13 protein-coding genes are annotated in these 14549 nt (G+C 74.6%); 5 read left to right on the top strand and 8 right to left on the bottom strand.

What is annotated here, in order from left to right; translation table 11 throughout:
- Positions 1-2: 2 nt before the first annotated feature.
- The 5 genes from GA0070608_RS18190 to GA0070608_RS18170 form a co-directional block, all read right to left on the bottom strand.
- Positions 3-1409 carry a flavin-containing monooxygenase gene (locus GA0070608_RS18190; protein ID WP_091629599.1) on the bottom strand — a complete coding sequence of 469 codons (1407 nt, stop codon included), beginning with the start codon at positions 1407-1409 and terminating at the stop codon, positions 3-5.
- 91 nt (positions 1410-1500) lie between these two features.
- The gene (locus GA0070608_RS18185; RefSeq protein WP_091635430.1) at positions 1501-2208 is read right to left on the bottom strand and encodes an endonuclease/exonuclease/phosphatase family protein; all 708 of its coding nucleotides are present in this window, start codon (positions 2206-2208) and stop codon (positions 1501-1503) included.
- Positions 2209-2218: 10 nt separating this feature from the next.
- A complete protein-coding gene (locus GA0070608_RS18180) occupies positions 2219-3166 on the bottom strand; it encodes an ROK family glucokinase (protein ID WP_091635426.1) in 948 nt (315 codons plus the stop codon).
- Between the two features lie 77 nt (positions 3167-3243).
- Positions 3244-3888: a hypothetical protein gene (locus GA0070608_RS18175; RefSeq protein WP_091629596.1), complete on the bottom strand. Its 645-nt coding sequence runs from the start codon at positions 3886-3888 to the stop codon at positions 3244-3246.
- A gap of 31 nt (positions 3889-3919) precedes the next feature.
- Positions 3920-4375, bottom strand: a complete 456-nt coding sequence (locus tag GA0070608_RS18170; protein WP_091629593.1) for an SRPBCC family protein — start codon at positions 4373-4375, stop codon at positions 3920-3922.
- 193 nt (positions 4376-4568) lie between these two features.
- Here GA0070608_RS18170 and GA0070608_RS18165 point away from each other — a divergent pair, with 193 nt between their 5' ends.
- The 5 genes from GA0070608_RS18165 (at position 4569) to GA0070608_RS18145 (ending at position 11532) form a co-directional block, all read left to right on the top strand.
- Positions 4569-6371 (top strand): AMP-dependent synthetase/ligase, encoded by a 1803-nt coding sequence (locus GA0070608_RS18165; protein ID WP_091629591.1) that lies wholly within the window; start codon positions 4569-4571, stop codon positions 6369-6371.
- A 14-nt stretch (positions 6372-6385) separates the two neighbouring features.
- The gene (locus GA0070608_RS18160) at positions 6386-8080 is read left to right on the top strand and encodes a sensor histidine kinase (RefSeq protein WP_091629589.1); all 1695 of its coding nucleotides are present in this window, start codon (positions 6386-6388) and stop codon (positions 8078-8080) included.
- A 7-nt stretch (positions 8081-8087) separates the two neighbouring features.
- Positions 8088-8756, top strand: coding sequence for a response regulator transcription factor (locus GA0070608_RS18155; RefSeq protein WP_076467977.1), 669 nt, complete (start codon positions 8088-8090; stop codon positions 8754-8756).
- Positions 8757-8951: 195 nt separating this feature from the next.
- Positions 8952-9761, top strand: coding sequence for an SAM-dependent methyltransferase (locus GA0070608_RS18150; protein ID WP_091629587.1), 810 nt, complete (start codon positions 8952-8954; stop codon positions 9759-9761).
- 115 nt (positions 9762-9876) lie between these two features.
- The gene (locus GA0070608_RS18145; protein WP_091635420.1) at positions 9877-11532 is read left to right on the top strand and encodes a putative bifunctional diguanylate cyclase/phosphodiesterase; all 1656 of its coding nucleotides are present in this window, start codon (positions 9877-9879) and stop codon (positions 11530-11532) included.
- 24 nt (positions 11533-11556) lie between these two features.
- Here the strand turns inward: GA0070608_RS18145 and GA0070608_RS18140 are convergent, their stop codons facing one another.
- The 3 genes from GA0070608_RS18140 to GA0070608_RS18130 all read right to left on the bottom strand — a co-directional run bounded on the left by GA0070608_RS18140 (position 11557) and on the right by GA0070608_RS18130 (position 14514).
- Positions 11557-12681 carry a glycosyltransferase family 4 protein gene (locus GA0070608_RS18140; protein ID WP_091629585.1) on the bottom strand — a complete coding sequence of 375 codons (1125 nt, stop codon included), beginning with the start codon at positions 12679-12681 and terminating at the stop codon, positions 11557-11559.
- Positions 12678-13937: a M48 family metallopeptidase gene (locus GA0070608_RS18135; protein WP_091629583.1), complete on the bottom strand. Its 1260-nt coding sequence runs from the start codon at positions 13935-13937 to the stop codon at positions 12678-12680. The genes GA0070608_RS18140 and GA0070608_RS18135 overlap by 4 nt, the downstream gene beginning before the upstream one ends.
- Positions 13938-14301: 364 nt before the next feature.
- Positions 14302-14514 (bottom strand): hypothetical protein, encoded by a 213-nt coding sequence (locus GA0070608_RS18130; RefSeq protein WP_091629581.1) that lies wholly within the window; start codon positions 14512-14514, stop codon positions 14302-14304.
- Positions 14515-14549 lie beyond the last annotated feature (35 nt).

Here is a 14549-nt window from a genome sequence, read left to right as displayed (position 1 = left end):
ACTCACTTGTCCTCCAGGTCGTGCAGCGCGCGCTGGACGGCGCGCAGGTAGTCGGCGTGGCCCACCTCGAACCAGTGCCGGCTGCTGTCCTTGACGGGCCCGGCGTACCGCTCCCCCGCCTTGGCCGACACCCGGGCGGCGAAGGCCGCCGCCCGGTCGGGGCGGGCCACGCGCAGCCGCAGCAGCCGGGCGAAGAGCACCGTCTGCCAGTGCGACAGGGGGAAGATGCCCGAGTCCGGCTGCACCAGCCCGGCCACGGCCAGCGTGGGGCGGTCGGGGACGAAGGCGTTCAGCCAGAGTTTCGGACGGCCCTGCCCCGCGTCGTCGCCGAGCACCCCGGGGTCGAGGAACTCGAAGCGCGGCAGGTAGCCGGTGGCGAAGACGACCAGCTCCGGGTCGATCTCCCGGCCGTCGGAGAGCTCGACGGCGTACGGGTGGAAGCGGGCGACGTCCGGCACCGGCGCGATCTCGCCGTGGCCCACGTAGTAGACGAGCTGGCTGTTGGCGATCGGGTGCGTCTCGTAGACCCGGTGGTCGGGCCGGGGCAGGCCGAAGCGGGTCAGGTCGCCGACGGTCAGCCGCAGCGTCCAGTGGTAGAGCCACTGCCGCACCCGCAGCGGCACGCGCAGCGCCAGCAGCGTGTCGTTGACCTGGTCGGCGGGGCGGCCGAGGACGTACTTCGGGGCGTACCAGTAGCCCCGGCGGGTGGAGTGCCAGCAGCGCGACGCCTGCTGGGCGGCCTCGACGGCGATGTCGCAGCCGGTGTTGCCGGCGCCCACCACCAGCACCCGCTTGCCGCGCAGCTGCGCCGGGTCCTTGTAGGACGAGGCGTGCATGACCTCGCCCCGGAACTCCTCCAGCCCTTCGTAGCGGGGCAGCTTCGGCGACCAGTTGTGGCCGTTGGCGATCACCACGGCCGCGTAGCGGGAGGTGCGCTGCGGGCCGTAGCCGCCGGTGCTGCGGGTGGTCACGTCCCACCGGTCGCCCGCCACCGGCTCCACCCGGACGACCTCGGTGCCGAACCAGATGTGCCCGCGCAGGTCGAAGTGGTCGGCGTACCGCTCGAAGTACGACAGCAGCTGGCTGTGGTGCGGGTAGTCCGGCCCGTCGTCCGGCATCGGGAAGTCGGGGAACTGGGTGAACGGCCGCGACGAGATCAGGTGTGTGCTCGCGTACACCGGGCTGCGGTCGTGCCGCCAGTTCCAGGCGCCGCCGACGCCGGTCTCCCGCTCGTAGCAGTCGACGCCGAAGCCGTGCTCCCTGAGGTTCTTGATGGCGGTGAGACCGCTGGCACCGGCGCCGATGACGCAGACGGTGTCGCCCCGGTCGGAGACCGGTCGGCCGTCTCGGGTCAGGGCGAGAGTGCTCGCCTCCGGGTCGGGCCGGCCGTGGTCGGTGGAGGTGGACACCGGGATCTCCTTTTGTGCGGCACGAGTGCCGGGTCGCGCAGCATCCTCTCCACAACGGAGCGGGTTGTCCAGCCCCGGGCCCGGCGGGCGCTCAGTCGGCGGCGGGCAGCAGCAGGTCGACCAGGACCGGGAAGTGGTCGCTGGCGCGGCGGGTCTGCGGGGTGTCCACCACGTCGTAGTCGACCACCGTGATCCGCGGATCGACGAAGAGGGCGTCGATCCGACGCCGGGGCTGGGCGCAGGAGTAGGTGAGCCGGTCGGCCCGGTCCATCGCCACGGCGGCGTCGGTCAGCCCGTGTGCCACGGTGGCCCAGGCCGGCCCGTCCGGGCCCTCGTTCAGGTCGGCGGCGGCGATCACCGGCGTGACGGCGGCGTCCAGCTCACGCTTGAACAGCGCCGCCTGGGCGGGCCGCTCGGCCGGGTCGGTGGACAGGTGCGACCCGGCCAGGGTGAACCGGGCCGCGCCGGCGACCACGCACTCGGCGTACGCGGCGCCGCGCAGGTGCCGGCCGGGGGTGAGCGGGAAGCGCTGGCACTTCTCGGCCATCACCCGCACCCGCAGGCTGGTCAGCAGCAGGTTGCCCAGCGCGGGCAGCCCGCCGGCGGCCACCACCAGGCCGAACGACCCGGCCAGCGCCGCCGACTTCGGCCGCCACCGGAACCGGCGCGGCCCCTCCTGCACGATCACCACGTCCGGCCTGGCCTCGCGGACCACCGCCGCCAGCGCGGCCGTGTCGTCGCGCTGGCTGTGGATGTTGTACGACACGACGCGCAGGGGCACGCCCGGGCTCTTCGTCACGGCCACCGCCTCAGATCCGGCGGGCCAGGTCGGCGGCGCCGATGACGCCCGCGGTGTTGCCAAGCTCGGCCGGGCGGATCTCGGCGACCGGGAGGCGGCTGCGCTGGGCGAGGGCGTCGGTGAAGGACCGGCGGGTCGGGCCGAGCAGCAGGTCACCGGCGTCGATCACCCCGCCGCCGACGACGAGCACCTGCGGGTCGAGGATCTGCGCCATGTCGGCGAGGCTGGTGCCGAGCCAGCGCCCGACCTGCGCGAACGCCTCGGTGGCGACCGGATCGCCGGCCTGCGCGGCAGCGGTGACCATGGGCCCGGTGACGGCCTCGGCCTCGCCGCCGGCCTGTTCCAGCAGGGCGACGGCGCGGTGCGGCTCCTGTCGGGCGGCGGCGCGGGCGAACCGCACCAGGGCGCTGCCGCTGGCGTACTGCTCGATGCAGCCGAGCCGGCCGCAGCCGCACTGGTGGCCGTCCGGCACGGTCAGCATGTGGCCCAGCTCGGCGGCGATGCCGTTGGCGCCGCGCAGCAGTTCCCCGCCGAGCACGATGCCGCCGCCTACGCCGGTGCCGATGGTGAACATGACCATCGAGTCGTCGGCGTCGCGGGCCGCGCCGTGGCGGAACTCCGCCCAGGCGGCCACGTTGCCGTCGTTCTCCACGATCACCGGCAGTCCGGTCGCGGCGCTCACGTAGTCGCGCAGCGGCTCGTCGCGCCAGGCGAGGTTCGGGGCGAACAGCACGGTCGAGCGGCCGGCGTTGATCCAGCCGGCCGCGCCGATGCCGACGGCCTCGACCGGGTGCCCGGCGGCCAGGTCGCCGACCAGTTCGATGATGACGTCCCGGGTCTTGGCGACGTCGTCGGCGGGGGTGTCCCGTCGGGTCTGCACGAGGACCTTGCCGCTGGCGTCCACGACGCCACCGGCCACCTTCGTGCCACCGACGTCGACTCCGATGGTCAGCGTCACCGCCGCCACTCCCCTCTGCTGTACGGCCCGCACCGGCGCCGGCGGACGACCGGCGCGTGGGTCGGTATGTGCGTTGGTCAGGCCCCGTCGCCCGGAGGTTGCCCGCCCGTGTCGCCGGATGCCCGGGACGCGGGGACCGCGGGCCCGTCGGCCGACGCCCGGACGGTCGCCGGACGGGCCGGCCCGGCGACGTCGACGGGCGGTGCGGCGGCGGAGACGACCTCGTCCTCCGCCCGCGTGGCGGCGGACCAGACGTCCCGCTCCGGTGCCGGCTGAGAATCATGCCCGCTACGGGTGGCCTCGCGCCACACCTGGTCGTCCGCGCCCCCCGGGCCCGGGGTCCTCGGCGGTCCGGCGGAGGCGTCGGCGGTGGGCTCGGCCGGGGCGAAGGCACGCAGCAGGCTGGCCACCCCGGCGGCCAGGTCGCCCGCGCCGGTGGCGAGGCGCTCGGCGAATTCGGGGCTCGGATCGCGCAGGGCCGCGATGCCCCGACAGACCGGGCACACGCAGCATTCGGCCGTACCGGTGGCGAAACCGCCCACCGGCTGCCCGGGTGCCCCACCCGGGCTGTCACTGTGACCGAGGACACCCGACACGATCCCACCGAGCGGACCCCACTGGCCGTTCTTCGCACCGGCCGCGGCCAGCCGGGCGGCGGCCAGCGCCGTGGCGACCAGACGTTCGGCCTCTTCCCGGGCCGAACCCGGATCCGTTGCACCCATGGTCGGCTCCCCTAGCCTGCCGCCGGACGCGTCACTGCGCCGCACCGGGTGCTTCTACCCGGAGCTTGAGCTGCTTCAACGCCGTGTCCATGATCATTTTCTCGGCCTTGCGGCGGAACATGCCGAGCATCCCGACGGAGAGCTCGACCTCCAGGGTGTAGGTCACCGTCGTGCTGCCGTCCGGGTTGCCGTCCAGGTCGTAGGAGCCGCGCTGGAGCTTCTGCATCTTCGAGGGCGCCACCAGGTGCCACTCGATCCGGGACAGGTCCTCGGCGTACTCGTAGGCCAGCACGTACTCGTCGGCCATCACGCCGGCGTCGATGGTGAACCGGACCTGACTGGCGTAGCCGTCCTCGTACTCCTCGATCACCTCCGCCCGCCGCAGCGCCTCGGTCCACTCCGGGTAGCTCGGGAAGTCGCAGATGACCGCCGCCACCCGCTCCGGTGACGCGCCGATGATGATCGACTGGGTGGAGGTGTCCGCCATGGGGGGAGGCTACCCGGCACCGGCGGCGCCCACGCCGCGCCGTCCCCGGCACGCCGGAGCGAAGCTTCCGACGGTGGCCCGCTGACAGCCTGGGCGACCTGGCTCTTCGCTCCGGCCACCAGGGCGGGTAGGTTTCCACAGAGCCGACCCGTGGTGCGGCCGGCCCGGCCAGTGTGAGCACGAGGGAGTTCAGGTGCGCGAGTTCTCCGTCCCGCCGATCGTCACCGTCGGCGATGCGGCCAACCTCACCGACCCGGTCTGGGACAACGCCGAAGTCGCCCCGGACGAGGTCCAGTTCGTCCGCCCCACCGGCGCGGGGGGCAGCTGGGCCGACGTCACCTGCCGGCAGTTCCGCGACGAGGTCGTCGCGGCGGCCAGGGGCCTGGCCGCCGCCGGCGTCCAGCCCGGTGACCGGGTCGGCCTGATGAGCCGCACCCGATACGAGTGGACCCTGCTGGACTACGCGATCTGGGCGGCCGGCGCGGTCACGGTGCCGATCTACGAGACCTCCAGCGCCGACCAGGCCGCCTGGATCCTGTCCGACTCCGGCGCGGTGGCCTGCGTGGTGGAGAGCAACGCGCACGCCACCCTGGTCGCCGGCGTCCGGGACCGGCTGCCCGACCTGCGCCACGTCTGGCAGATCGACCTCGACGCCGTGGCCGAACTGGTCCGCTCCGGCGCGTCGGTCGACCCGGCGGAGATCGACCGGCGGCGGGCCGCCGTACGCGCCGACGACGTCGCCACCATCATCTACACCAGCGGCACCACCGGCCGCCCCAAGGGCTGCGTGCTGACCCACCGGAACATGTACGCCGACATCGCCAACGCGGTGCCGGTGCTGCCGAACCTGTTCCGGCCGGGCGCCTCGACCCTGCTCTTCCTCCCGCTGGCGCACGCCTTCGCCCGGCTGATCCAGATCGGTGTGGTGCAGGCGCGCGCCACCATGCGGCACTGCGCGGACCCCAAGAACCTGGTCGGCGAGCTCCAGGAGTTCCGGCCCACCTTCGTGCTCTCGGTCCCCCGGGTGTTCGAGAAGGTCTACAACGGCGCCAAGCAGAAGGCCGAGGCCGACGGCAAGGGCAGGATCTTCGCCCGGGCGGAACAGGTCGCCATCGCGTACAGCGAGGCGCTGGAGACCCCCGGCGGTCCCGGCCTGGCGCTGCGCGCCCAGCACGCGCTCTTCGACAAGCTGGTCTACCGCAAGCTGCGGGCGGCGCTCGGCGGCCGGTGCCGCGACGCCATCTCCGGCGGCGCCCCGCTCGGCGCCCGGCTCGGCCACTTCTTCCGCGGCATCGGCGTGACGGTGTGCGAGGGCTACGGCCTGACCGAAACCTCCCCCGCCGCCGCCGCGAACCTGCCCGGCGCCACCCGGATCGGCTCGGTCGGCCGGCCGCTGCCGGGCGTCACCATCCGCATCGACGACGACGGCGAGATTCTGATCGCCGGCGACCTGATCTTCCAGGGCTACTGGCGCAACGAGGCGGCGACCGCCGAGGCGCTCAGCGCGGACGGCTGGTTCCGCACCGGCGACCTGGGCCAGCTCGACAACGACGGCTTCCTGAGCATCACCGGCCGGAAGAAGGAAATCATCGTGACCGCCGCCGGCAAGAACGTCGCCCCGGCCGTGCTGGAGGACCAGGTCCGGATCCACCCGCTGATCAGCCAGTGCGTGGTGGTCGGCGACCGGGCACCGTTCATCGCCGCGCTGGTCACCGTCGACGAGGAGGCGCTGCCACGCTGGCTCGCCTCGGCCGGACTGCCGGAGGACACCCCCGTCGAGAAGCTGCGCGACCACGAAGGGCTGCGGGCCGAGATCCAGGGCGCCATCGACGTCGCGAACCGGACGGTCTCCCGGGCCGAGGCGATCAGGGTGTTCCGGATCCTGCCCCACGACTTCACCGAGGCGACCGGCGAACTGACCCCGTCGCTGAAGGTCAAGCGGCAGGTGGTGCACAAGTCCTACGCGGCGGAAATCGCCGACATCTACCGAGGCTGACTACCATCCGTCACGTGCCCGCCTCCACGCCCCCCCGGCCCCAGCCACATCCGCTCGCCGCCGCCGCGCGCGTGCTCATGCTGGCCCTCGTCGCCGCCCTGACCCTGTTCGCCACGCACGACCCCGGTCAGCTCTGGTGGATCGCGCTGCTGGCCGTCGCCGGGCTGCCCGCCCTGCTGGCGCCCGAGCACCGGCCGATCGGGCCGCTCAGCCGGGTGGCCGAGGTGCTGGTGCTGGGGCTGGCCGCGAGCCAGGTGGCCGCCGTCGCCACCATCGGCGGAGAAGTCGACGGGCTGGGCGCCTCCGCCGTGCTGCCCTACCTGGCGGTCCCGGTGACCGTCACCGCGTTGCGCCGCCGGTTCCGCGAGGGCGTCGCCCTGTTGGCGGTCGCCGCCGCCACCCTGCTGGTGGCCGGTGCGCTCACCGAGGTCGACGGCGGCCGGCAGATCGGCGAGCCCGGCTACCTGGCGGTCTGCGCCCAGTGGCTGATCCTGGCCGGGCTCGGCCTCGCCGCCGCCAGCGGCCTACACCGGGTGATGCAGGTCCGCAACGAGAGCAAGCCCCAGCCGTACGCTGAGGCGACCCGGCTGCTCACCCAGCTGCGCACGGTGGCCCGGCAGCTACCCGGGGCCACCCTGGACCCGGGCGGCATCTCCGAGCACCTGCTTGAGGAGCTGCGCACGGTGGCCCGGGCGGACCGGGCGGCCGTGCTGTCGGCCAGCGGCGGCGGCCGGCTGGTGGTGCTCGCCCAGGTGGGCGTGGAGCGGGTCGACTGGGAGACGACGCTGGACGCGGACTCGGCCATCGCCGACGCGTGGGCCAGCCAGCAGCCGCACACCGCCGCCCGGTCGCAGGCCCGGTCGCACCGCGGCGGCGACGTCTCCGCCCTGATCGTGCCGCTGGTGGCCGGGGTGCGCACGGTCGGCCTGGTGGTGCTGGAGGCGGACGCGGCGCAGGCGTACCCGCCACCGGTGGTGTCCCGGGTGACCGGGCTGACCCAGCCGGCCGCGCTGCGGCTGGAGGCGGCGCTGCTCTTCGACGAGGTCCGCTCGCTGGCCACCAACGAGGAACGACAGCGGCTGGCCCGGGAGATCCACGACGGGGTGGCGCAGGAACTGGTGATGGTCGGCTACGGCATCGACAACGCCCTGGCGTACGTCGACGAGGACCCGCAGGAGACCGCCGAGGCGCTGCGCACGCTGCGCGGCGAGGTGACCCGGGTGATCACCGAGCTGCGGCTGAGCCTGTTCGAGCTGCGCAGCGAGGTGGACCGGCACGGCGGTCTGGCCGCCGCGATCGCCGAGTACGCCCGCACGGTCGGCGCCTCCGGCGGGCTGCGGGTGCACCTGTCCCTGGACGAGTCCACCGCCCGGCTGCCCGCCGCCACCGAGGCCGAGTTGCTGCGCATCGCCCAGGAGGCGGTCACCAACGCGCGTAAGCACGCGGGCGCGTCGAATCTCTGGGTAACCTGTGAGGTCGACCCGCCGTACGCGCAGATCGAAGTGTCGGATGACGGTCAGGGGATCGCTGACCAGCGCTCCGACGGGCACTACGGTCTTGCGATCATGGCCGAGAGGGCGGAACGTATCCGGGGCCGGTTGGAGATCAGGCCGCGCCAGCCGAGCGGCACGACCGTTGCGGTGGTGCTCGGTTCCTCGCCCCGGCGCGATAACGTGCGCGGTAGCGCAACGGCAGTAGAAGGGGAGTAACCCGAGGATGACCACAAGTCCGACACCGGCCGCTCGTACCAAGGTCCTCCTTGTCGACGATCACGACCTGATCCGCAAGGGCCTGCGGCACGCGTTCGAGCGTGACCGGCAGTTCGAGGTCGTCGGGGAGGCCGCCACGGCGGCGGAGGGGGTGCGCCAGGCCGGCGCGTTACAGCCGGATGTGGTGATCATGGACCTGCGGCTGCCCGACGGCAGCGGCTTGGAGGCCACCCGGGCGCTGCGTAAGTCGAGCGCCTCGATGGGCATCGTCGTGCTCACCATGTACGCCGGCGACGACCAGCTCTTCGGCGCCCTGGAGGCCGGGGCCAGCGCCTTCGTGCCCAAGACCGCGCCGGCCGACGAGGTGGTCGCCGCCGCCCGGCACGCCGCCTCCTCCCCCAGCGCCTTCACCGCCGCCGACCTGGCCGAGGCGATGAAGCGCCGGCTGGCCCCGTCCGGGCCGCAGCTCTCCCCCCGCGAGGGTCAGGTGCTGCGGCTGCTCGCCGACGGGATGAGCGTGGCGGGCATCGCCAAGCAGCTCTTCGTCAGCGAGTCCACCGCCAAGACCCACATCTCGAAGCTCTACGAGAAGCTGGGCGCGGCCAACCGGGCCCAGGCGCTGATGACCGCGCTGCGACTCGGCCTGCTCGAGGCTCCGGACGCCCCGAAGTTCTGACCGCTCCCGGCCGGGAGCCCGACGACGTACCACCGACAGGTCCGTGCCCGCCAACGGGCGGCGCGGGCCTGCCGGTCGTCGCATTGAGCGGCATCGTCAGCGGATGGCACGGCGCGCTATGGTCTCCGCGACGGTCAGCCGGCAGAATACCGGCGCGGGCAACGGTGCCCAGACGTCGACAAGAGGGGTGAGCGCATGCAGCGGCCGGACTGGGCACCCGACGAGATCGACATCGAACGCCCCAGCGTGGCCCGCATGTACGACTACTACCTCGGCGGCTCGCACAACTTCGCGGTCGACCGGGCGGCGGCCCAGGCGATGGTGGCGGCGGTGCCGGAGGCGCCGCTGATGGCGCAGGCCAACCGGGCTTTCCTCCGCCGCGCGGTGCAGTTCCTCCTCGACGCCGGCATCCGGCAGTTCCTTGACGTCGGCTCGGGCATCCCGACCGTCGGCAACGTGCACGAGATCGCCCAGCGCGACGCCCCCGACGCCCGGGTGGTCTACGTCGACGTGGACCCGGTGGCGGTCGCCCACAGCCGGGAGATCCTGGCGGGCAACGACCGCGCCACGGTCGTGCAGGAGGACCTGCGCCACCCCGAGCGCATCGTCAGCCACCCCGACGTCCGCCGGCTGCTCGACTTCGACCAGCCGATCGCCGTGATGGTCGTGGCGGTGCTGCACTTCGTGCCGGACGACGACCGGCCGGCCGAACTGCTGCGTACGCTGCGCGAGGCACTGGCGCCGGGCAGCTACCTGGTGCTCTCGCAGACCAGCGGCGACGGCCGCGGCGACGACGAGCGAGCCGACGCCGAGCGGGTCTACCGGCGGACCGACAGCCCGCTGTGGATCCGCAGCCGCGGCGAGCTGACCACCCTCTTCGACGGCTTCGAGCTGGTCGACCCCGGCGTGGTCTGGGTGCCGCAGTGGCGCCCGGAGTCCCCCGACAGCGCTGAGGACGCCGAGCGGGCGGCCTTCATCGGTGGCGTCGGGCGGCTCGGTGGGTGAGCCGCCCGGGGCGGCCACCGTCGCCCCGACCGGCACCACCCTGCGGCGCCCGGCCCGCCCGGGCACCTTCGCCCGGGCGTGGGCCAAGGCCGTCTCCGGCACCAGCTACCTGCCGATGACCCAGGCCCAGCTCGAGGCACTGCTGCAACGCCTCACCGAGCAGCTCGCGGCGGCGCTGCTGGCCGAGCCGATCGACCTGCGGGTCGGGCACCGGGTGGGCACGGAACTGGTGGCCGCGCACATCGCCTCGGCCGAGGCGCTGGGTCGTACGGTCGAGGTCGTCCAGCTCCGACTGGTCCGTGACCTCGGGCTGGTCGACGAAGAGGTCGAGGACCGGCTGGCCCGGCTGCTGGCTGCCGTGACCACCGGGTACGCCCGCGCGCTGCGGGACCGGACACTGGACGAGCAGGAGTCGATCCGCCGGGCCGCGATGACCGCCCGGGCGGAGGCGGAGCGGGCGCTGCGCAGCAGCGAGACGCGCTTCCGCCACCAGGCCACCCACGACCCGCTGACCGACCTGCCCAACCGCGCCCTGTTGACGGAGCGCCTCAGCGCGGCCATCGACTCGCCGGCCCGCGACGAGGGACGCCTCGGCGTCTGCTTCCTGGATCTGGACCGCTTCAAGGTGGTCAACGACTCGCACGGGCACCAGGTCGGCGACGGGCTGCTGGTGGCCATGGCGGACCGGCTCCGGCTGGCCCTCGACGGGCACCTGGTCGCCCGGCTCGGCGGGGACGAGTTCGTCGTCCTGGTCGAGGGCACCACCGGCACCGACGACGCCGTCGCCGTGGCCGAGGCCGCACTCGCGGCGGTACGGGAGCCGGTGCTGGTGGACGGGCACGAGCTGAGCGTCTCGGCGAGCATCGGCATCGTCGAACGGGCGGTCGCCGGCACCTCCCCCGGTGACCTGATGCGGGCGGCCGACAGCACGCTGCACTGGGCGAAGGCCGCCGGTGGCGCCCGCTGGGCGCTCTACGACGCCGACCGGGACCGCCGGGACCTGGCCCGGTACGCGCTCTCCGCGGCCATCCCCGCCGCACTGGAACGGGGCGAGTTCTACCTCGAGTTCCAGCCGCTGACCTCACTGCGCGACGGCCGGGTGCTCGGCATGGAGGCCCTGGTGCGCTGGCGGCACCCGGAGCTGGGCGTGCTGCGGCCCGACAGCTTCATCGGGCTGGCCGAGGAGACCGGGCTGATCGTCCCGCTGGGCGGGTGGGTGCTGGCCGAGGCGTGCCGGCAGGCCGAGAGCTGGACGGCCGGCACCGGGCCGGCACCGTTCGTCAGTGTCAACCTGGCCGTACGGCAGGTGCGCCGCGCCGGCCTCGTCCAGGAGGTGCGCGCGCTGCTGCGGCACACCGGGCTGTCGCCGGACCGGCTCCAGCTGGAGATCACCGAGAGCACCATGATGAGCACCGCCGAGGAGCCGGTCCGGGCACTGCGGGTGCTCGCCGACCTCGGCGTCCGGATCGCCATCGACGACTTCGGCACCGGCTACTCCAACCTGGCGTACCTGCGGGACCTTCCGGTGACCGAGCTGAAGGTGGCCGGGCAGTTCGTGGCCGGGCTGCGGGCGCCGGAGGCCCGGGCCGACGAGCGGATCCTCGCCTCGCTCGTCTCGCTGGCGCACGCACTGGACCTGACCGTCACCGCCGAGGGCGTGGAGACCGCCGGGCAGGCGGAACGGCTGCGGGCGATCGGCTGCGACGCCGGCCAGGGCTGGCACTTCGGCCGCCCGGACTCCGCCGAGCGCGTCCTGGCCCGCCTGCGCTGACCGGTCGCCCGCGCCGGGACGCCGTCAGCCGGCGAGCAGGGCGGCCATCCGCTGTGCCTGCGCCTCCCAGCGCCACTCCCGCTCCACCCAGGCGCGACCGGCCGCACCGAACTGGCGGGCCAGGTCCCGGTCGGCGAGCAGCGTGGCCACCCGGTCGGCGAGCTGGGCGGCGTCCCGGCCGCGGACCACGAACCCGGTCTCGCCCTCGCGGACCGCGTCCGGCGCACCGCCGGAGTCGCCGGCGACCACCGGCAGGCCGGTCGCGGAAGCCTCCAGGTAGACGATCCCGAGCCCCTCGACGTCCAGGCCACGGTTGCGGGTGCGGCAGGGCATGGCGTAGACGTCGCCGGCGGCGTAGTGGGCCGGCAGGTCGGCCGACGGCACCGAGCCGGTGAAGACCACGTCCCGCTCGACGCCCGTCTGGCGGGCCAGCTTCTCCAGGGTGGCCCGGTAGGGCCCGCCCCCGACCACCAGGAGCGCGGCGTCGGGCACCCGGCGACGGATCTCGGGCATCGCCCGGATCAGCATGTCCTGTCCCTTGCGGGGCACCAGCCGGGACACGCAGACCACCACGGGGCGGTCGGCCAGTCCGAGCCGGAGCCGGACCGGTTCGCCGTCGACCGACGGGTGGTAGGCGTCCACGTCCACTCCGGGGGCCAGCCGGTGCAGCTCGGTCACCCCGTGCAGCGCCCGCTCCAGCCGTACCCGGGTGTACTCGCCCAGGTAGGTCGTCACGTCGACGCCGCGCCCGATCCGGCGCAACGCGGCCCGGGCGGCCGGCAGCGCGGCCCAGCCGACCTCGTGCCCGTGGGTCTGCGCCACCGCCCGGCGGATGCCCGTCCGGCGGCGCAGGCCCGCGGCGAGCAGCCCGAGGGGGGCCGCCGCGCCGAACCACACGGTGTCGCAGTCGTACGCCCGCGCCAGCCGCGCGGCCCGTCGGGCGACCCGCGGGGTGGGCAGCAGTACCCGGCTGCGGTCCCGTACCACCTCGAACGGCTGGTCGGCGTCGAACTTCTCCGCGCCGCGCCAGGTCGAGGCGTAGACGACCACCGACCCGGCGGGCTGGCGCACCGCGAGGTTGTGCACGAAGGACTGGATCCCGCCGGGGCGGGGCGGGAAGTCGTTGGTGATCAGCAGCGTACGGCTCATCGGCCGGCCTCCCTGGCGTGGGCGCGGGCGGCGGCCATCCGCTCGACCGTGGACGGGTGCGTGGCGGAGTAGAGGTATTCCCAGCGCGGCGGATCGGGGTCGGCGAGGTTGATGCCGGCGAGCCGGCGCTGCATCGCCTCGAAGGCGGCCGGGTCGCCGGTCAGCGCGAGCGCGTGCGCGTCGGCGCGCGCCTCCACCCGCCGTGACATCAGCGCCTGCGCCGGCGCGGAGACCAGCCCGGCCACCGTCACCAGGGCGACCAGCAGGGGAAACGCGCGCGGCTGGGCGACCGATTCGACGCCGGCCAGCCGCAGCAGCGGGCCGGACGAGCCGAGCAGGTAGAGGGCGACCACCGCGGCGGCGGCGCCCAGCGCCCCGGTCAGCGTGCCGACCGCCACGTCCCGGTCCTTGGCGTGCCCCAGCTCGTGTGCCACCACGGCGGTCACCTCGGCCGGCGTCGCCTCGCGCAGCAGCGTGTCGTAGACCACCACCCGCCGGGTCGGACCGAGCCCCGAGACGTACGCGTTCACGGCCCTCGTACGCCGCGACGCGTCGGCGACCAGCACGTCGCGCACCGGAACTCCGTCGCGGGCCGCCATTTCCGTCAGCTGGGTGCGCAGTGGGCCCTGCTCCATCGGGGTGAACCTGTTGAAGACCGGCTCCACGAGCACCGGCAGCACGAAGGAGAGCAGCACCACCAGGGTTGCCGCCCCGGCCGCGCCGAACGCCCACCACCAGCGCGGCGACAGCCGGATGACGGTGTAGAAGCCGAGCAGCGCCACCGCGCCGATGACCGCGCTGACCGCGTACGACTTGAGCAGGTCGACCGTCCAGCCGCTCCAGCCGTTGGTGCTCAGCCCGTAGCGGGTGAGCATGGACTGGCGCCAGGCGGCGAACGGGAGGGTCACCAGGTCGGCGACGAGCACCACGGCGAGCCCGCCGAGCACGGCCTGGGCGGCCCAGTGGCCACCGAACGGACGGCCGGCCAGCTCGACGAGCCGGCTGCCCAGCGGGGTCAGGCCGAGCAGCAGGGCCACCAGCAGGCCGACGGCGACGGCGGTCCAGCCGGCGGGGCGCAGCGCGGACCGGAACTCCCGGCCGCGGGCCACCTGGTCGGCGGGGAGGTCGCCCAGCGCGGCAAGCTGGTCGGCCCGGGGAGCCGGCGGCCGGTGCCACGGGATCAGCAGCGCCGCGGCGACGAGGAGGGCGAGGGTCAGCCCGGCGAGGGTGAGCAACGCCCAGCCGCGCGGGGTCACCGCGGCCTTCCCGGCGCCGCGTCGCCGATCGCGTCGGGGCTGTCACCACCGCGCCGTACCCGCGTCATGCCGCCGCTCCCTCCGCCGTGACCGCCCATCCTATTGCCCGCCTCGATCGCTGCCCCGCCGCCGGTGCCACCCCGGCCCACCGGTGTCCCGGCCCGTCGAGGAGGCCGCCGCCCGCAGCGGCGCGCCCCCCACGGGCGGGGACCGCTACACCGGCCACCGCCAACCAGGCCGGCCGGCACGGCCAGCGGGCCGTGACAGCCAGCGGGCGCGTCACGGCAGCGGGCGCGTCACGGCAGCGGGCGCGTCACGGCAGCGGGCGCGTCACGGCAGCGGGCGCGTCACGGCAGCGGGCGCGTCACGCGGCGCGGCGGCGCCGGGCGGGGCGTCGCGCCGGCCGGGGCTCGGGCAGCACCTCCACCTCGAAACCGGCCCGGGCGAACACCTCGATCGCCCGGGCCTCGGGACCGCCCAGCCCGGCGGCCGGGGACGAATCGTCGAACAGCGCGGTCACCAGGCAGCCCGCGCAGCCGTCGCCCCGGACACCACACCCGTCGCAGTCGATGAGCATCTCGCCTCCTGATGCGCTGCGGCGACGGACGGGAC

It is taken from the genome of Micromonospora peucetia (genome assembly GCF_900091625.1).
GTDB lineage: Bacteria > Actinomycetota > Actinomycetes > Mycobacteriales > Micromonosporaceae > Micromonospora > Micromonospora peucetia.
Note: the sequence above shows the minus strand (reverse complement) of the source record. Positions and strands in the feature narration are given on the sequence as shown.